This window comes from Streptomyces sp. VTCC 41912 (assembly GCF_045799175.1).
In the GTDB taxonomy this organism is placed as follows: Bacteria; Actinomycetota; Actinomycetes; order Streptomycetales; family Streptomycetaceae; genus Streptomyces; species Streptomyces albulus_C.
In genome coordinates this window covers 125,500-144,938 of record NZ_JBJMAB010000005.1, presented here as the reverse complement: position 1 = coordinate 144,938, position 19,439 = coordinate 125,500, and the positions used below count along the sequence as shown (strand labels likewise).

The window sequence follows — 19,439 nt, the reverse complement described above, 5'->3', positions numbered from 1 at the left end:
CGATTCAGGGACGAGGTGGGGCGCACGCGATCGGGGCGCGCTCCACCTAGTTCATGATTCTTAGTCAAACTCCTTGCTGGGCAACCAAGAAGCTCTACCTTGGTGTCATGACGAAGGAACCACTCCCCCGCCTCATCCCGACCGGCAACTGCTGGTGCGGCTGCGGCGCAGAGATCGGCCTCGGCTCGTTCTTCGCCCGCGGCCACGACAAGGTCGCCGAAGCCGCCCTCGTCGCCGTCAAGTACGGCGGATCCATCCCACAGATGCTCCACGCCAACGGATTCGGGCCCAGCCACTCCGTCACGGCCAAGGCCGTAGGGGAGTACGGCTGGACGAAGTGCTCCCGCTGCAACTATGTCGGCGCCCCGACCAGCGTCCGCAACCATGAGAAGAAGTGCACCGCACCGAAGGAGAACTGACCGTGAACGAAGCCGAGTACGAAGAGCGGCGCGCGGCACTGACTGCACAGGCAGAGGAACTGCGCAAGGAGTACGTCGAGGCGAAAGCCCGGTACGACCGGGTCACTGACGCACTGCGGGACCTGCGCGTCGAGTGGCGTGAGCAGGAGAGGAGCAGGTCGTGAGCAGCCTCAAAGCGGCCACCGACGTCTTGCGCACCACCCTCGCCCGCGCCCGCGCCCAGGATGAACGGGGCCAGCGACCCGGTTTGGTCGAGGGCCCGGACGGCCCCGAGTGCGAGTGGGCCGCCTACGAGCGGGACCGCATGCACGAGGCCGTCAATACGATCCGGGCCGACCGCGGCCTGCCGGCCGTCCAGGTCGAGGACATTGTCCGCGCCGAGCGGCTGACGGTCGGGCACTCCGACTACAGCCGCAAGTTCGCGTTCTACTGCGCCGAACTCGCCGAGAAATGAGGAGCACGATCATAGCCATGCTGGAGATCGTGCTCCGCATCCTCGTGCCGATCATTATCGGAGCGCTCGCGGTGTGGGTCGGCACCACCCGCATCCCCTGGACACCGCCCAACGACAAGGACTGAAGGACCCGAGGCAGCACATGCCGATGCCCCGCCTGAGGAAAGCAGGCGGGGCATCGGCATGTGAGGCTACACGCCTCGGGGTGGCCTACTTGAACCAGTACCGGACGCCCCTGTGGTGGCTACAGGTGCCGGGGAAGTGGCGGCTGTAGGACCAGGTGCCGTCCTTGCACTTGGCCATGACGCCGGCGGGGTGCTTTATGCAGATGCCGCAGACGCCGGTGGCGGGCAACGTCCTGGAACCGCACCCCAGCTGCTGCCTCTCCGTGTGTCAGTCCCCTGGGCTAGCGTGACTGACAACGCACGAATGGCCCGGAGGGCAAGATGAACGACAGTGTGCCCGAGGGCACCTTCTGGACGATCACGGTCGTCAAGCCGATCCTGGTTCACGAACCCGATCCGACGGCCGCAGCGGTCAACGATGCCGTGATGGAGGACTCGACCATCCCCGTCAGCTCCTATGCCCCCGTGCGGCGGGCCGAGCCGCTGCGATGCCCACAGTGCGGCGCGGACCGGGACTGGATGGCATTCGGCGCGTGGATGGACCCGGTGCGGCTGGTCTGCCCTGCGGGGCACAGCTGGACGCCCTGGGAGGACGACCCGGCAAGGGGGCGGTCCTTGATGCAGGAGCTCATCCTGGCGAGCGGCATTGAGGAATCCCGGGGCTGAGGCGGCGTTCCTACTTCGCGGACGTAGGGTGTGCGGCATGACGGTCGGGGGTCTCCGTGACATCGAGCGGTCACTGGCCCTGCGCCGGTGGGTGCCGAGTGCTGCCGAGGTCGCGCTGGGTGAGGCGTTCTTCAGGCTCGCCGTGGCCTCGCAAGAGGATCCGACTCCGGCGGTCGTAGTTGACGAACTTTGTGGATAGAGACACCCCAGGCCCGGGACAGCGCTTCGTTGGTCTCTTTTGCGTAGGCGGCGTGACTCATCGCTTCCGTCAGCTCTTCGTCGCACATGGAGGCAGCCAGCGACTTCCCGATGCCGCCACGCAACCCGCCATGCCGTCCAGGTCCAGCAGCGCGTTCCGCTAGAGCTGCTCGCCAGCGACCTTGATACTCGTCGACTTCCACGCGGCTGACGTGCCGGAACCAAGCGCTTGGCCGGTGTTCCGCCGTCCTCCGGGGAACGCTCGTCGTGGACCCGGCGTAGAGCAGACAGCCACCAACGTCGTACATGCGGTACACGTACCAGGTTCTGTCGTGGCCGATCTGATCGCTCATGCGCCCTCTCCTGCATAGGCAATGGCCAGGCCCGGAACTTCCTGGGCGACACGGGCGACGACCGCGCGGTGCCAACTGGCAGGGAACGGCACCTCGGGGTGCGCGGCGCGGTACTCGGCATCGCTGCGGTACGTGATCATCTTCGGGTCGGGCATGTCCATGAGCTGCTTGACGACGCCCTCGATGAAGGCAGCCGTTCGCGCCTCCAAGTCCTCCAACGCGAGGCGGACACCGTCAGGGATGGCGTACTTCCCTGCTTCCCAGTGCCGCACGGTGCGTGGCGATACCTCAAGGTGCTCAGCCAGCCAGTCGCCGGTGAGGCCCAGATATTCGCGGACCACTTTGAACTCGGCGTCGGTCATCCGCTCGTCGTCGGGCATGCCGGGCGGGTCGGTGTACTCGGTCATGCTGTGCTCCAAATACGAGTGCAGCCCCGCCCTGTAGGGCGGGGCTGGCGGGCGGCTCGGTCAGGCGGTGAGGTCGCGGGTCTCAACGATGGCCCAGTAGGACTCGCTGTCGAAGTCATCGATGCTGTTGATCTGTCCGTCGTGTGCGGCAACCAGGTCGTCGACGATGCCGTCAATGTCGTAGTCGTCGGCGTGGTCACCAAGGGTGGTGGAGACCTTGTGGGCAATGTCCTGACGGTTCATGTCCGGGTCCTTCCGGCGGGGTCTGGGGCTGTTCCCCTGACCTCACGACGACAACAGTAGCTTCCTGTTTTAGGAAGCACAAGGGGTTCGAGGCTTCGCAGCCCTACTCGACCTAAATCCTCTCGGCGTGCCCTCACTTCTCGCGAACAACGATTCCTCCTCGGGCATGTCGCCTCCCCGACTCGCGAACAATCGCTGCCACAACTCGGTGAACAAAGCCACCCCCTGAACCGATCCCACCAGCCGCCGCGGTGCACCACGTCGGCGCTCTGCTGAAGGAAGGCGTGCAGGGAACCGACGTGTGAACACGGACCTCTGTGGCTCAGGGTTCCTCGCGGTTTGTGTAGCCGCGGAGGAGCCAGTCGCAGTCGCGGGCGAGCCTCGCGACGTGGACCCAGTTCCTCATCGGCTGCATCCCGAGGCCGGTCCGGGCGTTGTTGGCGATGCGGCTCAGCGTGGTCGCATTGAGGTACCACTCGCGACTGCCGTGCCACAGCCGGTCTGTTCGTTCGAGGGCGTCGGGCAGTATCACCTCGATGTGGCCGCGCAGCAGCGCCTCCAAGTGCTCAAGTTCCTCAACCTCAAGCGGCTTGGAGCGGAGGACGAGGGCACGGTCGATGGTGCGGCGCATCGTCTCGACGTCAACGGGGATGCCGTCTGCGGCTCGGGAGTTCACCCGCCCAGGGTCGTCACTTTTGCGGCTCCGCTCGATACCCGACCGGTAATCTCACGGTGAGATGGCCTCGTGCCGGCTGCGGAGGAGCACGTGAGAGCTGCCCTGGTCCCAATCGAGTTGCCGGAGTGGGCGTGGCAGCGGGCCGAGGTCCGGCAGGCTCTGCGGGCGCGGGACGTGGGCGCAGTCTTCCGGCACGTACAGCAGTACGCCGGTGCCAGCCAGGCCAGGATCGCCACCGCGACCGGCATGACGCAGGCCCGCGTCAACGAGATCATCAACGGCCGCCGCGAGGTGTCCCGCCTGGACGTGTACGAGCGCATCGCGGAGGGCCTCAATATGCCCGATGACGCACGGCACTTGCTCGGCCTGGCCTCACAGCGAGAGAAGCGGAGTGGTGGGCGGGCCTTCGACCTCGCGGCATTCCCTGAGGTGGTGCGCGTCTACGCCGATCAGGCATCGGCCGCCGAAGAGATCCGACGGCAAGCGCGCACCGCGGCGGAGCTCGATGTGCTGGCCGTGAGGGGGCTCGGCCTGATCGGGCTCAACGACTCCCTGCTGAGGGGCTCAGTGCTCCGTCCCAGCCCTCCGCGAGTCCGGGTTCTGCTCCTCCATCCCGAGGCTCCCTCCCTGGCGGTGCGCGCCGCTGAGATCGGGGAATCTGCGGAATCGCTCGCGAGCGGCGTGCGGCTGTCCGAGGCTCGCCTGCGGGAGCTGTCGAGCAGTGGCGACGTTCGGGTGTACCGGTACAGGATGCTGCCGACGTGGCGCATCATCCGGCTGGACTCGACCCTGTTCGTGTCGGCCTTCGACGCCGGCTGGGAAGGGCACGAGTCGGCAACGTACAAGGTGATGGAGACGCCGCACGGCCCCCTGTACCGGGGCTTCCGGCGCATGTTCGAAGCGATCGTTGACGACGGCGTTCGCACCGTCTGAGCGAGGGGGTAGAGCTGGTGATCGAGGCAGAGTTGAAGGCCCGGGTGCTGGATCCCGAGGGCGTCATGCAGCGCCTGGAAGCACTCGTTGCCGGTGTGGCCGAGGTGTACCAGGACACCTACTACGACACCGATGCCGGCGACCTGGACCGGAGCGATCGGGAGCTGCGTGTCCGCACTGTCCACGGGCCTGAGGAGACCCGCACGGTCCTCACGTACAAGGAGGCGCGGGTCGATGAGGTTTCCGGCTCGAAGCCTGAGTACGAGACCCGCATCGACGACCCGGACGCTGTCCATGCCACGCTGCGCGGCCTGGGCTACGTGGCGGCCATCGCGTTCGAGAAGCGGTGCCGGAACTACGCCTTCGAGGCGCGGGGTCGGCGCATGCTCGCCACGCTGGTGCGCGTGCCAGAGCTGGACGGCACGTTCCTCGAAGTCGAGACCCTCGCGAAGGATGACGACCTGCGGGCCGCCCTGGACGACGTCAGGGCGGTCCTGTCCGAGCTGGGCATCGCCGAGGGCGAGTTGACCACTGAGCAGTACACCGATGCAGTTCGCGCCGGCCGCCGAGCGTAGTCGCGGCTGACCGCCTCACCGATCAGGTAGTGCCAGCAGCCCCACACGAACAGCGAAGAGCGCCCCACCTCCGGAGAGGTGGGGCGCTTGATTGGGGGCAGAGTCAGGGGCGTGTTCAGCGGGCGCGCCGCGCGCCGAGGAGAGGGATGCTCGGCGACGCCGAGGGCGTGGGCCACGGGGCCGGCTTACTGCTGGGGACGCACGTGTAGCGCGTGGACCCAGCACTATCCGGTGTGCACGTGTACGTCGCCCCGCTGCTGTCCGTGAAGGTCCAGCCCGACGGCGCAGGTCCCTGCGGGCCTGTGTCGCCCTTACTGCCCTGCGGACCGGGGGGTCCAGCCGGACCCGAGGGCCCGACCGAGCCCGGGGAACCTGCCGTGCCGTCGGCTCCCTTCGCTCCCGCGGCTCCCGACGGGCCAATGGGACCGAGCGAACCGGTGGAGCCGGGCTGGCCATCCTTACCGTCCCTGCCGGGGGGTCCGGACGGCCCCGGACCACCCGCCGGCCCTGGTGGACCCTGGGGTCCGACGACGCTCTGCCCTGGCTGGCCGCGGCTCCCCGGTGGGCCCGCCACAGGCTTATGCCCGAGCCCCTGCACTTGACGTGCGAGAGCGTCACGCGCCTGGTTAGCGGTGGTCAGGTCACGCGTCAGGGTAACGACCTGGACGGCGAGCCATGCGAGAAACGTCACCGTGAGGAGGACCGTCACGGCGGCCAGCCCCTCGGCCCGCGGGATCCGACGACGCATGCGCAGCGTGCTCATTTCGCCACCACCGCCCAGATCGCAATCGCTGCTGCCAGGAGACCCATGAGGACCGGGATGATCATTTGGTAGAGACGGTGCTGTCGCTCCCGCTCGCGCCGGTCCCGCTCGTCCAGCTGGTACTGCTCAAACTGCCTCTCCAGCGCCTCGCGGGCATCAATCGCTTTCTGGAGGTCCTGGCTGAGTGCCGTCAGCCGCTGGTCCGTGTACGCCTGCTGGAGGGTGTACACCTCGGTCGAAACGACCTTGTCCAGCCGGGTGTTGATGCCCTGCGCCATCGCCTGGATTTCCTGCCGCAGCGCAGCGACCGCGCGCCCGAGTTCGCCCGGGGTCAGCTCGTCGGGCACGAGGACCTCCTGTCGTGCAGGGCGCTATCAGCCGGCGGGCGGTGCTGCCGGGGGCTCGTCGGCCCGAGCGGTGTGCGGGGCCTGCCAGCCCGCCGCGAACGTCACAGCCGCCGGAGCGAGGGCGATGACGATGCCCTGGAACCAGGACGGCAGCGGAGCCAGCAGCCGGTCGTCAGCGGCCACCGCATTGAGGACGGCTATCAGCAAGGAGGCAACGAACGAGGCGGCTGTCGCTGACCGCACCTTCGCCTCGATCGACGCGCTCACGGCTTCGTCCCATCGAGGGCGTGCCCGAGCTCCTTCAGCGCCGCGGCAGCGCCGGCCTGGGCGGCAGCAGTGACCTGGTCGGCGGTAAGCCCTCCGGCCTTGCCGACCGCGGCCGAGAGCGCGGCCAGAGCCGCCTGCGCCGCAGCACCCTCCGCCACAGCCTGCTTGAGCGCCGCGTTCTGATTGCCGTGGACCGTGTCCATCCAGCCCATGACGGCACCGACCCTGACCGGCTTCTTCGGGTCCGGGCCCGGCTCGTTGTAGTTCCATACCGCGCTCGCGACGGCGGCGATGTCGGCTTGGGTGAGGGGCATGTCGGTCTCCTGGTGTAGCGCCCACGCCCTGAGGTCCGCGAGCGTCGAGAGATGGCAGTAGTCCTTGTCGACCGGGCTGTCCGAGTACTGGTGGAAGAGCCAAGGCGCCTGGATGCCGGGGTCGCCCGCGGCGCGTCCGGCGGTGGCGATCCACAGGAAGTCGCCGTAGTACGAAGTCGTGTCGACGGTTCGCCAGTAGTCGGTGTTGCAGTACATGCCGACTCTGTTGTTCGGCAGCTTGCTCTTGACGTACTTCAGCCATGCGTCCTTGTAGGCGGCCTGCGTGCCACGGGACACGCCGGTGTTCGCCGCGTCGTAGCCCTCCCAGTCAAGGACCACCAAATCGCCCGGCTTCCAGTTGACCTGAGAGAGGAAAAAGTCAGCCTCAGCGGTGACCGAGTTCGCCATATGGGGATATGCGTACCCACCCCAGACTAGACCGTTGGCCTTCGCGTGGTTACGTTGCTGCACCCACAGCGGATTGACGTAGCTCAGCCCCTCAGTGACCTTCACGAGGGCGAACGAGAGGCCCGAAGTATCGGGCGTAGCACTCTGGTAGGAGGCCCAGTCTTGGCCCCAAATACCCATTGCATCCCCCTTAGAGACGGCGAAAGCTTGGTAGAATTTACGCATGGACGACCTTGCTCGATTCCACTCGAAGTGGATACAAGCTAAGAACGGCTGCAAGATCTGGCAGGGAAAGCCGCACCCCGATGGCTACGGTCAATTCCGGGTCGGCGGTCGCCAGGGATATGCATTCAAAGCCCACCGATGGATCTTCATCCAGATGTTCGATTTTGAGCCTGAGGTCGTCATGCACAAGTGCGACAACCGGCTCTGCGTGAACTGGGAAGGCTGCCTCATCCCCGGGACACGAACCCTCAACATGGTGGACAAGGTGGCCAAGGGACGTCAGTCCCGGGGTGAGGCAGTGGGCAGCGCCAAGCTGACGGAGACGCAGGTCCGCGAGATACGTCAACTTGCCTACGGCATCCCCGGGTCATACCGAGAGATCGGTCTCCGATACGGCGTCTCCCCTGAAACTATTTACGACATCTTGAAATACCGAACTTGGCGGCACTGCGCCTAATCGCAGACCTCCTTAGGAAATCAGGCCCGGGACATACAGCTGCGCCGTCCAATCCGCATGCGATGCTGTATGGGCTCCGCCGTGACCTCGATGGTGGAAGGAGCACAGCCACCGGAACTCCCCGGGGCTGGACTCCAGCCAGGTGGCTACCTCCTCGACCGTCGCCGTCTCGGAGATCTCCGGGAAGTCGCGATGGAGTGCCCGGGGATCCGCCGCGTTGGCCGTGGCGAACTCCAGCACTGCGTGATGCAGTTCCAGAGTTCCGGCGCAGCGCTCGGTCCCGACACGCTCGCCCACGAAGCAGACAGCGCCTTGACGGTGATGCCGCCGGTACGCCTCGAACGCCGCGTAGTGCGGATCGTGGGCACGTGGGGAGTGGTCGGGGAAATGCATCGTGTATCGGTGCGATTCGGTCTGTGCGTGGGCAGCAACGACCGGCGACTCGGGGTCCGCCATCGTCTGGGCTCCGTTCGGGTCATGAAGAAGCCCCGGACGAGCGCCGGGGCTAGAGCTCGCGCCATGGGAGGCGGGACGGTGTCAGGTGAAGCTGGGCGGTGTCGCATTGAGGTTGGTGGTGTACACCGTGAACGCCTTGTCCTGCCTGGTCACTGTCATTGGGTTCGTGACGCCTGTCGGCCAGGGCTGCGAGTTGAACGCCTTCGCAATGTCCAGGGCGATGGCGTCGGTTACGCCAGCCAATGAGGTGAGGATGAAGCCACCGTCGTTCTCACCGGTATTGCTGTTGATGGCGAAGTTGAACTGGTACTCGGTGTACGTGTCGATAAAGGTCACGGGTGTCTCCGATGATGATTAGCGGCTGATCCAGATGACGCGCATGGACGGGGAGAAAGCGCCGCCCGCGTTGGTGGAGAGCGAGGTGCCGCTGGCCTGCGCGACCATGACCTCGACGTAGTCGGTGGTGCCGTTCATGCTGACCAGCGCCGTCGCTTGGTGAGCGTAGATCACCGCGTTGACCGGGTCGAATGACGCGGCAGAGCCGATTACGCCGCTCCCGTTGAGGGCGATCTGGATTCGGCGGTCGCCGGCGGTGGTGCTCACCCAGGCCACGGAGCCGATGACGAGGTACGTACCGGCGACGGATGCTGTGTACCTCGATGGGTTGGTGACGTTGGAGTGACCGCCGTCGCTGTCGAGAACCGTGGTGTCAAAGTTCAACGCCGTCATGGCATTGGATCCGGGCATCGACTGGACGGACGAGGCATAGACGCTGCATACGGGAACGCCGGTCAGGTAGTCGGTGGTCCCTTTCACTTGAGCGTTCCACAGGGCGCCGGTGATGAATTGCCCCGGGGAGACGGTTGCCGAGGTCGGGATGGTACGTGCCACTGCTCACCTCCTCAGTAGGCGAATGCGCAGCTGTCGAATCTGGTGACCGCGTCCCAGGTGGTCGGGTCGGTGATCCCGGCCGGCAGCGGCTCGTTTACGAGGTCGCCGGCGGTGTGGGATTTGGTGGTTGCCGCGGTGAGGGTGATCGTGGCGCTGGTCCAGCCTGGGGATGTAGCGCCGACGGAGGAGACGGTGACCGTTTCCTGGTTGGCGGTGTTCTGGCCGAGGACGAGTTGCTGACCGGCCGCTACCTGTGCGGCGAGCGGGTTGGTGGTGTCCGCAGATGCGTTGACGGTGATCGCGGTGACGCCGGATGCGACCGTGGACGCGAGGGTGGTGTGCCACGCCGCGAAGCCGGCGTAGGGCGTCAGGTCGACAGGGCTGCACTGCAAGGTCCACGTAGCGTCTCCGTGGTCGTCCATCCCTACCTGGATCTGCTCAACGATGCAGTCGAGCTGGATCGTCGGGGCGGCGGGCGGGCGGCGCATCACCCGCACCCGCATGCCGAGTTCCAGAGATAGACAGACGGGCCACAGAGCAGGGTTCGCGCTGGGATGGAGTCTGATGGCGGAGACGCGCACTGCGGGATTCTTGTACCGGCTCAGCAGGTATCCGGCAGCATCCTGGCATTCGAGGGCGGAGGAGGCGTTGATGGTGCGGGACAGGGTGCGGGGAAAGTAGTTGGTGATCGACGTGGGGTCTTGGTCATAGAAGACCTGCGATGTGCCAGCCTGCGTCACCGTCACCTGGTTGGACAGGTGCGTGGAGTCGTAGTCCAGCTGGCAGTCCTCGTAAGGCCACTCGCCCAGGTCTGCCCGCTCCCCGAAGACGTAGGTCGGTGTCAGCGCGTTGTATCGGGCCGAGCGAGAACGGAATATCACCGCTCCCGTGCGGTCGATGAAGTGCTCGCCGTTCTCGGTGTCCACGACCGCCTGCAACGCGCTCAGAGCATCCTGTCCCCCGGTAGCCATCGGCCCCATGCTCGTGGTGAGCCCGGCCTGTATGGAGTAGACGCCGAGGTATCCGGCGTAGCGGAGGATGCGGCTGTATCGAGCGTCGCTCGATTCGCCCGCGCAGGCGGACCGCCAGGCGTTGTACAGGTTGGTGCAGTCGGTCGTCGACAGCGCGGAGGGGAACTCGGCGACGAACGATAGGTCGCCCTTGTACTGGAACGCGCTGCCGTTGCCCGTGGTGGGATCGATCCAGCCGCCCACGCTATCGCTGACCAGGCCCGACGCTTCAATCGCCGGATTTACCGACGTGTACGTGACGTTCACGCCGTCCACAGACAGGGTCAGGCGGGCTGTGCTGTGGCTGTAGCTGAGGATCGCGAGATGCCAGTTCCCGTCGACGTAGTTGTTGTTCGTCGGCTGGAAATTCGTGAGAGATCCTGCGGTGGGACCGCTCATTAGGACCTGAAAGTACCCGCTTGAGTTGATCTGCCAGTAGATGGACGACCCGGAGCCCGCGACCTTGTCGAATGAGCTCCAGAAGACGGTCTTCGATGCGGGGGTGGGTCCCGTGTACCTGAAGGCCAACATGCGCGTCCACTCGCCCGAGGGATTCGCGGGGCCTTTGATGCCCGCTCCTGTAAGGCTGATGAATGAAGCTGGGTCGATGAGAAGCGTTCCCGGATCCGGGTTGTTGACGGTAACGACCGTGCCGGTGCTTCCCGTATAGGTGCCGCCGCTGGTTGCGGATGTGATCTGGTTGCCGGACGTCAGGGAGCCGGCTCCCGCCTTGGAGACGCCGATGAACGCGGCCGGGAAGTTCCCGGAAGCGTCCGCGAACGAGTTGCTGCCCTGCGGGTCGTCGAGCTTGTACAGGAACCGCGGGTTGTGGGAGTTGATCTCCTGGGTCAGCGGGTCGGATAGCTGGATCTGCGACAGCAGGGATATGGCGTCGACGGCAACCGGCTCGACCGTGCCGTAGGAGCCGTTGAAGTTCCAGCGGGATGGCCAGCGCTCCACGAAGCCGGCGTACAGCGGGTACCAGACTCCGGGAGCCGTCCATGCAGTGGCGGTAGAACCCTTCTCCAGCTGCCACCCGTCCGCCTGCATGCTGCAGGTGGAGGCTGCGGTGGCGGCGACGGACACGCCGACGTTCATGCCGGCCGCGGTCGAGGGGGCGGTAGCGGTGACGGTGAGCTGCGTCCACGCCGCGGTCGGCGAACCGGTCAGGGTGACGGTAGTGCCGTAGGCGAAGGAGGTCGGGCTGCCGCCGGATGCCGAGTACCAGCCGATGTGAGGCTTCACTTGCAGCGAGGTGGACGATGTGACGTTGCGGACGCGGATCTGCATCGTGTACGTCTGGCCCGGCAGCGCCCCGTACTGCGGCGTGTGGCAGATGCGGGTGGGCGCAGTGGATCCGGAGGGGACGGCGAACTGCATGACTCGGGCACCCTGCCACGCGGTGGCGTCAGTGACGATCTGGCCGCCACTGGAGTCGGTGAGGGAGAAAACGTCAGGGCCGAGGCCGGATTGGTCCAGCGTGCCAGTGCCGTAGCCGCCGAGGTCTCCCACGGTCGCCTGCACCTGGGTCAGCAGATTCTGCGTGGGCGGCCACTGGGCCCGCTTGCGATACGGCTGGTAGGCCATGATGTGCCCGTACCAGGGCCCGGAGGTGTTGAGCGGGTCGAGGCCGCCGTCCGTGTTGGCGAGCGTCGTCTGATACTCGCCGGCCCGGACCTGGTCTAGCTCGTACTGCCGGCCCCGCTGAATCGAGCTACGTCCCCGGGTGCGCGGGGTGACCTCGACGTATCGGTCCAGAGGCGTGTTGCCACCGGCGCAGTTCCAGTAGGGCCCCCAGTCCTCGGCGATGACGGGCCAGTTGGGGTTGATCGCCACCGTCATCACCTACCTCTTGTACGGGGTGTAGCTGGTGGAGGAGCGCATGCCGAGGCGCAGCATCTGGGTTTGGACGACGTCCCGGAGGTCTCGCTCGCTGAGCACGCTGCCCTGGACGGTGATGTTGACGGTGACCGTCTGTCCGCCGGGCACTGCGCCGCCGCCAGCAACCAGTGCGCCGCCGGCTGTCGGTGTAACCAGGGCCGTCTTCGCGGTGCCGAGGGTGCGCTGAGCCAGTGCGTCGGCGGCGTCGGTCGCCACCTGGGCGTGCTGGGTGATGCCGACCGCGATGCCGTGTGGGATCCACTGGCCTATCTGGTCGGCGAATTCCCTTGAAGGGCTGGAGATCCCGAGGAAGTTCTTCGCGGCGTTCAGGGCGTTGCTGGCAAGGTTCTTGAGCGAGTTGTAGAGGTACCCGGCCGCGTTCTCGACGCCGTTGATGATTCCGTTGACGATGTTGGTGCCGATGCTGAGGAACCACGAACCGACGCTTTTGACGGAGTTCCAGGCCGAGACGAGGCCGTTCCAGATCGAGCTGCCGATGCTTGAGATGATGCTGGTCAGCGTGTGCCATGCCGACCGGATCGGGTTGATGATGGACATCTGGATGCCGAGCCAGATGAGCGCTGCGGTGCGCTTGATCGAGAGCCATTGGCTTTCAAGCCAGTCCATCACGAAGTTCCAGATGCTTACGAGGGTGCTCCAAACCCGCTTGATCGGATTGATGATCGTGATTTGAATGCCGAGCCAGAGAGTGGCCGCAGCGTCCTTGATGCCGTTCCATATCGAGGAGAGGAACGAGGTGATGGCGTTCCAGACGGTCTTGGCGACGTTGATGATGGTGTTGTGGCAGTGGTTCCATATGGAGATGACCAGGGCGATCGGCGGCGCGAAGATCGCCAGCAGCAGCGGCCACCACTTCTTGAAGAAGCCGACGATGGCATTCCACACTGTCGACGTGACGGACGAGATGCCGTCCCACGCTCCCTTGATCGCATTCCACAACCACTTCACCCCGGCCACCAGGCCGTTCCACGCGGCCTGCAGTGCGTGCCACACGGCGACCGCGGCGACCTTGACGCCCTCGAAGGCGGCCTGCACGATCGCGCGGAACCGCGCGGAATGGTTGTAGGCGTAGATGAGCCCGGCGACCAACGCCGCTATCGCGATGACGATCAGCCCAATCGGGTTGGCGTCCATTGCGGCATTCAGTAGCCACTGGGCAGCAGCCATGATCTTGGAAGCTGCGGCAGCCACCTTCTCTGACGTGGCGAAGGCCCGGATCGCCGTGCCCGCCGTCCGCAGCCCGCTTCCGATCTCGCTGACGCCCTTGATCGCACCGGACACGGCGCCCGTCGCGAACCGGATGACGGCTGCGGTCAGGACCCCACCGATCACAGCAGCCAGGGCAATGGTGACGCCCTGGTATTTGGTGAAGAAGCCGATCACCGCGCTCACAACCGGGATGAGCTTCGTGCCGATCGTGATGGCCGCGACCTGCACGCGCTCTTTGAGCTGCGAAATTTGGAAGTTGAAGGTCTGCTGCGTCGCGGCCCAGCCGTGGATGTCTTTTCCAGCATGCTGGCCGGCCGCACCGACCGCGGCGACGTTGCTCCGGAACTGCGACATACTTTCACCGCCGAGCATGAGGGCGGTGTTCAGGCCGGTGGCGCCACCCATCATCTTCTTCATGGCGTCGTTGTACGTCTGAGCTGCCGGCCCGCCAGCCTTCAGCTGCGAGTTGAATCCCTTGGACTTGTTGGTGAGCGTCGCGAACTGGGTCAGAAGATTCGCCTGGTCGACCGGCAGGGCCTTGATCTGCTTCTTCCAGTCGGCGACGCTGATGCCGCCCTGAGCATAGGACTGGGCGAGCTTCTGCAGGGACGCCGGCATCTTCGAGATCATCACGTTGGCGTCTTCCGCGGCCTGCTTCGACGTGTTGAACGCGTTGAGCAGGACGGTTCCGGCCGATCCCATGTGCTGCAGTACGGCCTGCTGCAGCATGCTGATCGTGCCGGTGAGGCCGCGCTGCCCCAGGTGCGTTGACACGTCGACGGAGGACAGGCCAAGGCGCTGCATCTCCTGGACAGCCACGTTGTTCGGGGCCTGCAACGCGCGGATGGAGAAGGCCAGTTCTTGGGTGGCTTCCCGCGCCGAGGTCCCGTGGTTCGTGAGGGTCGCGATGGCACCGCCGACCTGGGCGAAAGACAGGTGCGCGGAGGAGGCGATCGGCAGCACCGTTGAGAGGCTGCCGGCGAACTCACCGAAGGTCATCTTGCCGTGGCCGACAGCGGCAACCATCTGGTTTGTGATCTGCACTGCCGCCGACGCCGGCAAGTGGTACGAGTTCAGCGCGCTCGTGACAGCGTTGGTGACCTCCGGCAGCGGCGCCTGCTCAGCACGAGCACCCTCCGCCGCGGCCTTGAGGACCGTCAGGCCCTGGGCGCCATGGAAGCCAGCGGACTCGACCATGTACATGCCGTCGGCCAGTGCCTTCGTCGACGTACCCGTCTGGACAGCGATGTCGAGGATCCCGCTGGACACTCGCTTCAAGTTGGCCTGCGACTCACCGGCAGTGGTGACGAGCTTCTGCATGCTCGCTTGGAAGTCGCCAGCCATCTTGACGCTGACGGTGGCGATGCCGATGCCGGCGACGGTCGTCGCGGCCCCCAGCTTCGTCATTACCCCGCCGACGCCACCCATCTTGGCAGTGAACGACTCCCCCTCCGCGGCGGCGGTGCGCATGCCGGCGGTGAACGGGGCTGTCTCAGCCCGCAGCACCACGAAGAGGTCAGCGACGTCCGCCACGGGTCACCGCCCTTCCGGGTCAGATGCGGGGCCAGCCGGGGCGAAACACGGCCTGGTACAGCTGCGGAGCCACCACAGTGACCCCGAATCGAAACGCTGGCAGCAGGAACGGGTAGGCCGCTCCGTTGCGGAGCATCCCGCGCTCCAGGTACATGCCGTACTTGTTGGCCGGCGTGCGCGACTTGCCGTAAGGCGGGGCGAGGCCCGGCGCGGTGCCGACCTTGGACTCCCAGCCACCGTCGGTGTACGCCACGGCGGTATGCGTGAGCGCTCGGCGTAGCGTCCCGGAGATGACGGCCGGCCCCGTGCCAGGGCGTGCCGGGGTTCGCGTGCCGTAGGCGTGAGCCCCGTTGCTGGCATTGATCTTTGCCTGTCGCTCCACCGCGTCAGCGAGCCTGGACACCACGGTCCGCGCTTTCACCTGTGCGTCGCGGTCGATCTCCGCGAAGAGACGGGCGAACATGCCCGGCCGCAGTTCCGACACCCGCATCACCCCGTCCGCTGGGCGCGGTTGGCCTCACGCTGGGCCCGGTCGTTCTGCTCCTGCTCCTGCTCGGCGATCAGCCCGAGGAAGTCCAGCGTGTACCGGCGCACGTAGACGGGGGTCGTCTGGAGTTCGTCCCAGGTCCAGCGCATGCGGTGCATCAGGATGAAGTCGGCCCACTCGGCGGGCGGGTTCCCGCTCCCCCATGTGCCGTCGAGGATGCTCTCCACTGGCAGCAGGACGTCCTCGTAGTACTCGCTGCCGGGGCCTAGGAAGGGTCCGCGACGCGGCCGATCTCCTCGCCGATTCGGTTGATGATCGCCATGGGCAGCCGAGCGACGTTCTCTGTGGTGATGTCGATCAACCGGACCTGGTCGGCCCCTTCCAGGGCCTGGAGCTGCGCGTCGAGGTCGTCGGCGTCGAGGTCGACGTCTACGGCGCCTGCGGTCGCGGTGGCGTCGTACACGTGCCATGCCGCGATGAGGTTCGCCATCACCTTGTACATGGCGACGTTGGCAGCGTGCGGATCGAGCGGCTGACCGTTGGCGTCGACCGGGACGTCCTCCGGCGTGAGCTCGGACGGGGGAAGCAGCCGGGGATTGCGCAACAGGACACTGACCTTGTCGCCAAGTTCGGGGAACTGGAGCAAGATGACGCGGTTGGTGTAACCCGACACGGTGGATCTCCTTGCATTGAGGGCGTTGGAGGGTGTGGACCCCGGTCGTGCCGCACGCCCTCCAAGACGGACACGACCGGGGAGTTTGTCAGTACGCGGCCGAAGTGAAGTTCTTCAGCACCGCCTGGACGGCGCCGCCGTCGGTGGTGTTGTAGATGCCGCTGAGAGAGAAGTCGGCCTGTACGTAGGCCGATCCGAGGTCGCGCTTGCCCTTGTAGTAGCCGCTCTTGGACATGGTCAGGGCGAGGGACTGGCCGCCGCGGGGAACCGGCTGCGCGAGCGTCGCCGTCGTGGCGGTCTGCGTGTAGTTCAGGTACAGGTTCATGTCGGTCTGGTTCTCGAAGATCGCCTTGTAGGTGCCGTCCGCCTCTATCGGCCCAGCGAAGATCTCGCGCGGGGCTTGCGTCCCGTCGCTGCTCCCGATCGCTTCGGTGGCGCGCTTCACCGTCAGGTCGTAGGTCAATCCGCGGGTCGAAGCCGCACCAGCGTTGTTCATCGTCCACGACCAGCCCAGCAGCGGGTCATACGTGCTGAACGACTCCGTCTGAGGGCTCTGTACGACACTGGGGAAGCTGACGTACTTGATGCTCGCAGTAACAGTGCCCTTCGGGTCGATCTTCATCTGAAGGTCCGAAAGGCGGCAGTACGAGCACGACACCGTCTGCGTTGTGTCGTACAGAGTGAGGCTGTACGTCGGCAGCGGGGTGGTGGACTGCTTGAACGTGTGCGTCGTCTGGCTGACGACGGTCACTGCCGAGCTGTGCGCTTGCGTCAGGCCGGTCGCCGGGACCGTGATCGGGATCGTGTAGGGGCCCGAGCCGGTCGGCGTGCCAGTTGTCGCGTACTCCAGCTTCGTGCCGGAGTCGATCGCGATGATTGACCCGGCCGGGATGGTCGCTGCGGTCGAGATACTGGTGGCGCCCGCAGTGGTCGACGACGACAGCGTCGTCGAGACGCCGGCCGACACAGTGTCGGGGCCGATCACTCCCACCAGGAAGTGCCCCACGAGGTCCGGGTACGCCATCACGTCGATCGACCACTCGGCATGAGCCGCGCCCTGGTACATGCCCTGCAGCACGGTGTCGTTACCCCGGACGGACTCGTCCTTGAGCTCGGTGAACATGTCCTCATAGTCGCCCTTGGTGAAGGGGATACCGACCGTCGGGGCAAGCCAGGTGCCAGCAACGGCTTCCTTGGCGAGACCGAGCGTCGCCAGCCGAGAAATTGCAGTCACTTTGTCGGCTCCTCACCGGTGGGCGCCGACGCGGGCGCGGACTTCTTGCTGCGGGCGGTCTTCGCCGGGCCTTCGGCCTTGTCGGTCGAGGGCTCTTCGGTGACGGGCTCGAAGCCGGCGATCAGGTCCGGCCAATCAACGACCTCGCCGGGCTCGACAGTCGCGGGGATCGCCGGCACGTCCACCGGCGCTTCGTGGGTGCTGCGTTGGCGCACAGGGGCCTCCGGGCATACGGCAGGCCCCGCGGTCGGCGGAGCCTGGAAGTGCGGTGGGTCAGCCGTTGATCTCGATGTCGTCGGCGAAGTACGTGACCTCGGCACGGAACTCAGCCTCCGGCGGCATCGTCTGCTCCGGGTCAACAAACCGCACGGTCACGTACTCCGGGTTCTCTGCCACGCTGCGGAACCGACCGCCATGGCTCTTGTCGCCCGGCAACCCATCGATCCGGGTCAAGAGCTTGTCCACGGCGGCGTCGAACGCCCTCTGGTCGTCCTCCGCTCGCCCCTGCCCTGAGGTCAAGGGCCAGATCAGTTTGAGGACGAATTCATAGCTGGCCATACGGCGGACGTTCGCGAACCTTTTGTCGTGGATCGCGCGGCGCAGCACGATCACGTAGGTGTTGCGGCGCCCCGGGGTACGCGGCTGGTACGCCTGGATGCTGCCCCACGGGCCGCCGGCACTGGTCAGCAGTGCCGGAAGTCCGTCGCCGGACGTCGTGAGCCAGGCGACCTCACGGTCGACTGCATCAGCGGTGCTCACCGTCGCCTCCTCCTGCTCCCCGGGTTCCAGCGCGCTCGCGGGTGGCGCATGCGGGAATGCCGGACCCGGCCGGTCCTAGGACGGTGCCGCACGTAGTGCACGGTTCGCAGCCGGCGCTTATGGTGGCGCAGTCCGATGCGGGTACCTGTGTGCCCACGAGCCTTGGCGCCGTGCCGGGGATGACGGAGCCGAGCCTTGCTTGCCACAATCCGGGCCACCGGTCACCGCCTCGTGTACGGCGCCAGCATCTCCAGCGCATCCGCCCTGAGCGCGTCCGGATCGTGGCCGCTACGCCCGTCGACCGGGTCCAGCTGCTTCACCGCCATGCTCGCGGCCATGTACTGGCACGCCTGCACCAGATCCGCCGGCACCGTCGCGTAGCCGCCCGAGTACGTCACCTGGATCGTCGTCCCCGGCGGCACGAAAGTCCCCAGCTGGAACCTGACATGCCCGGTGTCGGTCTCGTACTGGAGCGTGTTCACCGCGACCGCCTGCTGACCGGAGTACGACCGGTAGAGGCTGATCGAGGCGATGCTTCCAGTCCAGAGCTCTGGGTAGCGAGGCGGATGCTCCCGCACCCAGAAATGCCGGGTGAGCAGTGTCGAGCCGAGGGACTGCGCCCGGGAGAACCCCAGCTGGCTGGTGGGGTCGAGAGGCACGTAGGCGTCCATGGCGTCCTCGATGTCCATCGCGTCGGCACGCTGCGTCTCCACAACAGCGGCGAACGGGGCCAGCCGCCGGTCACACGCCGACTCGCACGCCCGCGTTGCCTGCAGCATCAAGTTGGTCTGCGCCTGCGCCGAGTAGCCCGAGGTGAGGTTCGCGAACGGCCCCTCAACGAAATTCGAGACCGACGCCAACGGGGTTGGGGAATCGGAAGGCATCACCGCTCACCCCTTCTCACACAACCTGACGGGCGGGACAGGGCGCTACTCGGAGATCTCGGTGGCGGCTGGCTTACGAGCCGCGCGCTTCTTCGGTGCGGTGGGTGCCTCGGCCGTACTGTCCACCGGTGTCTCCTTGGCGGGAGCCTCCGCCTTGGCGTCCTTCGCAGCCGCCGGGGCGACCTCCGCGAACCCTGCATCGGGAACCGCCACGAGCTCGGCCCCGAGATCGTCAGGCACCTCGACCACGTCCTGGTCCGACTTCCATTCGTAGCCACCCGGCGCGCCACCCGGCAGCAGCCGAGTCTTACGAAGCCACATCTGACTTCCCTCCACTCTGTACGGACTTCAGCAGCTTCTTCTCCTGCTTCTTGAGCTGCTTGGGATCCTGGATGGCCTCCCAGCGGCGGAAGAACTCCTCCTGGAAGGAAAGGTGCTTTGCGCACACCATGTAGCCCTTGACGATCGTCTCGGCCGGGACCTGATCGCCGTGGAAGAGGTCCACGACGCACAGGCCGGGCGGGGGCGGCATGTCCGCCATGGGATGCCTCCAGGGTGGTGAAGGGCCCGA

The 19,439-nt window shown here is 66.3% G+C and carries 30 protein-coding genes; 8 read left to right on the top strand and 22 right to left on the bottom strand.

All coding sequences use genetic code 11. From position 1 onward, the window contains the following. The first annotated feature begins 107 nt into the window (after positions 1 to 107). From ACJ6WD_RS10070 to ACJ6WD_RS10055, 4 genes are read left to right on the top strand one after another with little or no spacing between them, the layout of a single operon-like run. On the top strand, positions 108 to 419 hold the full coding sequence (locus tag ACJ6WD_RS10070; protein WP_376447781.1) for a hypothetical protein: 312 nt from the start codon (positions 108 to 110) through the stop codon (positions 417 to 419). Between the two features lie 2 nt (positions 420 to 421). Next, positions 422 to 583, top strand: a complete 162-nt coding sequence (locus ACJ6WD_RS10065; RefSeq protein ID WP_376447779.1) for a hypothetical protein — start codon at positions 422 to 424, stop codon at positions 581 to 583. After that, positions 580 to 873: a hypothetical protein gene (locus ACJ6WD_RS10060; RefSeq protein WP_376447777.1), complete on the top strand. Its 294-nt coding sequence runs from the start codon at positions 580 to 582 to the stop codon at positions 871 to 873. The genes ACJ6WD_RS10065 and ACJ6WD_RS10060 overlap by 4 nt, the downstream gene beginning before the upstream one ends. Continuing rightward, the gene (locus tag ACJ6WD_RS10055) at positions 870 to 998 is read left to right on the top strand and encodes a hypothetical protein (protein ID WP_407615596.1); all 129 of its coding nucleotides are present in this window, start codon (positions 870 to 872) and stop codon (positions 996 to 998) included. The genes ACJ6WD_RS10060 and ACJ6WD_RS10055 overlap by 4 nt, the downstream gene beginning before the upstream one ends. An 85-nt stretch (positions 999 to 1,083) precedes the next feature. On the opposite strand, the gene ACJ6WD_RS10050 is transcribed toward ACJ6WD_RS10055, so the two are convergent. Next, positions 1,084 to 1,227, bottom strand: a complete 144-nt coding sequence (locus ACJ6WD_RS10050; protein WP_407615595.1) for a DUF3761 domain-containing protein — start codon at positions 1,225 to 1,227, stop codon at positions 1,084 to 1,086. Between the two features lie 92 nt (positions 1,228 to 1,319). Here ACJ6WD_RS10050 and ACJ6WD_RS10045 point away from each other — a divergent pair, with 92 nt between their 5' ends. Next, positions 1,320 to 1,664, top strand: coding sequence for a hypothetical protein (locus tag ACJ6WD_RS10045; protein WP_407615594.1), 345 nt, complete (start codon positions 1,320 to 1,322; stop codon positions 1,662 to 1,664). Between the two features lie 131 nt (positions 1,665 to 1,795). On the opposite strand, the gene ACJ6WD_RS10040 is transcribed toward ACJ6WD_RS10045, so the two are convergent. From ACJ6WD_RS10040 to ACJ6WD_RS10025, 4 genes are all read right to left on the bottom strand, one after another. After that, on the bottom strand, positions 1,796 to 2,215 hold the full coding sequence (locus ACJ6WD_RS10040) for a hypothetical protein (RefSeq protein ID WP_407615593.1): 420 nt from the start codon (positions 2,213 to 2,215) through the stop codon (positions 1,796 to 1,798). Next, on the bottom strand, positions 2,212 to 2,622 hold the full coding sequence (locus tag ACJ6WD_RS10035) for a helix-turn-helix domain-containing protein (RefSeq protein ID WP_407615592.1): 411 nt from the start codon (positions 2,620 to 2,622) through the stop codon (positions 2,212 to 2,214). Before ACJ6WD_RS10035 ends, ACJ6WD_RS10040 begins: the two co-directional genes overlap by 4 nt. Positions 2,623 to 2,682: 60 nt before the next feature. Continuing rightward, positions 2,683 to 2,865: a hypothetical protein gene (locus tag ACJ6WD_RS10030; RefSeq protein ID WP_407615591.1), complete on the bottom strand. Its 183-nt coding sequence runs from the start codon at positions 2,863 to 2,865 to the stop codon at positions 2,683 to 2,685. A gap of 322 nt (positions 2,866 to 3,187) precedes the next feature. Continuing rightward, positions 3,188 to 3,541, bottom strand: coding sequence for a DUF6415 family natural product biosynthesis protein (locus ACJ6WD_RS10025; protein ID WP_407615590.1), 354 nt, complete (start codon positions 3,539 to 3,541; stop codon positions 3,188 to 3,190). A 90-nt stretch (positions 3,542 to 3,631) separates the two neighbouring features. On the opposite strand from ACJ6WD_RS10025, the gene ACJ6WD_RS10020 reads away from it, so the two are divergent. Continuing rightward, positions 3,632 to 4,474 (top strand): helix-turn-helix domain-containing protein, encoded by an 843-nt coding sequence (locus ACJ6WD_RS10020; RefSeq protein ID WP_407615589.1) that lies wholly within the window; start codon positions 3,632 to 3,634, stop codon positions 4,472 to 4,474. A 17-nt stretch (positions 4,475 to 4,491) separates the two neighbouring features. Continuing rightward, on the top strand, positions 4,492 to 5,049 hold the full coding sequence (gene cyaB / locus ACJ6WD_RS10015; protein WP_407615588.1) for a class IV adenylate cyclase: 558 nt from the start codon (positions 4,492 to 4,494) through the stop codon (positions 5,047 to 5,049). 759 nt (positions 5,050 to 5,808) lie between these two features. Here cyaB and ACJ6WD_RS10010 read toward each other — a convergent pair. Genes ACJ6WD_RS10010 through ACJ6WD_RS10000 form a run of 3 tightly spaced genes read right to left on the bottom strand, consistent with a single transcriptional unit; the run spans position 5,809 to position 7,328 of the window. Continuing rightward, positions 5,809 to 6,159, bottom strand: a complete 351-nt coding sequence (locus tag ACJ6WD_RS10010) for a hypothetical protein (protein WP_331246560.1) — start codon at positions 6,157 to 6,159, stop codon at positions 5,809 to 5,811. Between the two features lie 27 nt (positions 6,160 to 6,186). Then, on the bottom strand, positions 6,187 to 6,426 hold the full coding sequence (locus ACJ6WD_RS10005; RefSeq protein ID WP_407615587.1) for a holin: 240 nt from the start codon (positions 6,424 to 6,426) through the stop codon (positions 6,187 to 6,189). Further along, on the bottom strand, positions 6,423 to 7,328 hold the full coding sequence (locus ACJ6WD_RS10000) for a glycoside hydrolase family 25 protein (RefSeq protein WP_407615586.1): 906 nt from the start codon (positions 7,326 to 7,328) through the stop codon (positions 6,423 to 6,425). Before ACJ6WD_RS10000 ends, ACJ6WD_RS10005 begins: the two co-directional genes overlap by 4 nt. Positions 7,329 to 7,371: 43 nt before the next feature. Here ACJ6WD_RS10000 and ACJ6WD_RS09995 point away from each other — a divergent pair, with 43 nt between their 5' ends. Beyond that, on the top strand, positions 7,372 to 7,830 hold the full coding sequence (locus tag ACJ6WD_RS09995) for a hypothetical protein (RefSeq protein ID WP_407615585.1): 459 nt from the start codon (positions 7,372 to 7,374) through the stop codon (positions 7,828 to 7,830). A gap of 12 nt (positions 7,831 to 7,842) precedes the next feature. Here ACJ6WD_RS09995 and ACJ6WD_RS09990 read toward each other — a convergent pair whose 3' ends face one another. The 14 genes from ACJ6WD_RS09990 to ACJ6WD_RS09925 form a co-directional block, all read right to left on the bottom strand. Then, positions 7,843 to 8,286, bottom strand: coding sequence for a hypothetical protein (locus tag ACJ6WD_RS09990; protein ID WP_407615584.1), 444 nt, complete (start codon positions 8,284 to 8,286; stop codon positions 7,843 to 7,845). 81 nt (positions 8,287 to 8,367) lie between these two features. Next, positions 8,368 to 8,622, bottom strand: coding sequence for a hypothetical protein (locus tag ACJ6WD_RS09985; RefSeq protein WP_407615583.1), 255 nt, complete (start codon positions 8,620 to 8,622; stop codon positions 8,368 to 8,370). A gap of 18 nt (positions 8,623 to 8,640) precedes the next feature. Next, on the bottom strand, positions 8,641 to 9,177 hold the full coding sequence (locus ACJ6WD_RS09980; RefSeq protein ID WP_407615582.1) for a hypothetical protein: 537 nt from the start codon (positions 9,175 to 9,177) through the stop codon (positions 8,641 to 8,643). Between the two features lie 11 nt (positions 9,178 to 9,188). After that, entirely contained in the window at positions 9,189 to 12,029 is a 2,841-nt protein-coding gene (locus tag ACJ6WD_RS09975; RefSeq protein WP_407615581.1) for a hypothetical protein, read from the bottom strand. Between the two features lie 3 nt (positions 12,030 to 12,032). Beyond that, on the bottom strand, positions 12,033 to 14,831 hold the full coding sequence (locus tag ACJ6WD_RS09970; RefSeq protein WP_407615580.1) for a phage tail tape measure protein: 2,799 nt from the start codon (positions 14,829 to 14,831) through the stop codon (positions 12,033 to 12,035). 19 nt (positions 14,832 to 14,850) lie between these two features. Then, a complete protein-coding gene (locus ACJ6WD_RS09965) occupies positions 14,851 to 15,315 on the bottom strand; it encodes a hypothetical protein (RefSeq protein WP_407615579.1) in 465 nt (154 codons plus the stop codon). A 5-nt stretch (positions 15,316 to 15,320) separates the two neighbouring features. Then, on the bottom strand, positions 15,321 to 15,545 hold the full coding sequence (locus tag ACJ6WD_RS09960) for a hypothetical protein (protein ID WP_407615578.1): 225 nt from the start codon (positions 15,543 to 15,545) through the stop codon (positions 15,321 to 15,323). A 38-nt stretch (positions 15,546 to 15,583) separates the two neighbouring features. Continuing rightward, positions 15,584 to 15,991, bottom strand: a complete 408-nt coding sequence (locus ACJ6WD_RS09955) for a hypothetical protein (protein WP_407615577.1) — start codon at positions 15,989 to 15,991, stop codon at positions 15,584 to 15,586. A gap of 88 nt (positions 15,992 to 16,079) precedes the next feature. Further along, positions 16,080 to 17,225 (bottom strand): phage tail tube protein, encoded by a 1,146-nt coding sequence (locus tag ACJ6WD_RS09950; RefSeq protein WP_407615576.1) that lies wholly within the window; start codon positions 17,223 to 17,225, stop codon positions 16,080 to 16,082. Next, complete coding sequence (locus ACJ6WD_RS09945; RefSeq protein ID WP_407615575.1) at positions 17,222 to 17,440, bottom strand: hypothetical protein; 219 nt, start codon at positions 17,438 to 17,440, stop codon at positions 17,222 to 17,224. Before ACJ6WD_RS09945 ends, ACJ6WD_RS09950 begins: the two co-directional genes overlap by 4 nt. Positions 17,441 to 17,498: 58 nt before the next feature. Further along, entirely contained in the window at positions 17,499 to 17,984 is a 486-nt protein-coding gene (locus tag ACJ6WD_RS09940) for a hypothetical protein (RefSeq protein WP_407615574.1), read from the bottom strand. A gap of 221 nt (positions 17,985 to 18,205) precedes the next feature. Then, positions 18,206 to 18,868, bottom strand: coding sequence for a hypothetical protein (locus ACJ6WD_RS09935; protein WP_407615573.1), 663 nt, complete (start codon positions 18,866 to 18,868; stop codon positions 18,206 to 18,208). A 45-nt stretch (positions 18,869 to 18,913) separates the two neighbouring features. Further along, the gene (locus tag ACJ6WD_RS09930) at positions 18,914 to 19,189 is read right to left on the bottom strand and encodes a hypothetical protein (protein ID WP_407615572.1); all 276 of its coding nucleotides are present in this window, start codon (positions 19,187 to 19,189) and stop codon (positions 18,914 to 18,916) included. Then, a complete protein-coding gene (locus ACJ6WD_RS09925; RefSeq protein WP_407615571.1) occupies positions 19,176 to 19,409 on the bottom strand; it encodes a hypothetical protein in 234 nt (77 codons plus the stop codon). The genes ACJ6WD_RS09930 and ACJ6WD_RS09925 overlap by 14 nt, the downstream gene beginning before the upstream one ends. Positions 19,410 to 19,439: the final 30 nt, after the last annotated feature.

Coding starts and splice junctions, on each gene's coding strand:
- ACJ6WD_RS10070 (WP_376447781.1), top strand. CDS start 108: ATGACGAAGGAACCACTCCCCCGCCTCATCCCGACCGGCAACTGCTGG.
- ACJ6WD_RS10055 (WP_407615596.1), top strand. CDS start 870: ATGAGGAGCACGATCATAGCCATGCTGGAGATCGTGCTCCGCATCCTC.
- ACJ6WD_RS10045 (WP_407615594.1), top strand. CDS start 1,320: ATGAACGACAGTGTGCCCGAGGGCACCTTCTGGACGATCACGGTCGTC.
- ACJ6WD_RS10040 (WP_407615593.1), bottom strand. CDS start 2,215: ATGAGCGATCAGATCGGCCACGACAGAACCTGGTACGTGTACCGCATG.
- ACJ6WD_RS10035 (WP_407615592.1), bottom strand. CDS start 2,622: ATGACCGAGTACACCGACCCGCCCGGCATGCCCGACGACGAGCGGATG.
- ACJ6WD_RS10030 (WP_407615591.1), bottom strand. CDS start 2,865: ATGAACCGTCAGGACATTGCCCACAAGGTCTCCACCACCCTTGGTGAC.
- ACJ6WD_RS10000 (WP_407615586.1), bottom strand. CDS start 7,328: ATGGGTATTTGGGGCCAAGACTGGGCCTCCTACCAGAGTGCTACGCCC.
- ACJ6WD_RS09995 (WP_407615585.1), top strand. CDS start 7,372: ATGGACGACCTTGCTCGATTCCACTCGAAGTGGATACAAGCTAAGAAC.
- ACJ6WD_RS09990 (WP_407615584.1), bottom strand. CDS start 8,286: ATGGCGGACCCCGAGTCGCCGGTCGTTGCTGCCCACGCACAGACCGAA.
- ACJ6WD_RS09975 (WP_407615581.1), bottom strand. CDS start 12,029: ATGACGGTGGCGATCAACCCCAACTGGCCCGTCATCGCCGAGGACTGG.
- ACJ6WD_RS09935 (WP_407615573.1), bottom strand. CDS start 18,868: ATGCCTTCCGATTCCCCAACCCCGTTGGCGTCGGTCTCGAATTTCGTT.
- ACJ6WD_RS09930 (WP_407615572.1), bottom strand. CDS start 19,189: ATGTGGCTTCGTAAGACTCGGCTGCTGCCGGGTGGCGCGCCGGGTGGC.
- ACJ6WD_RS09925 (WP_407615571.1), bottom strand. CDS start 19,409: ATGGCGGACATGCCGCCCCCGCCCGGCCTGTGCGTCGTGGACCTCTTC.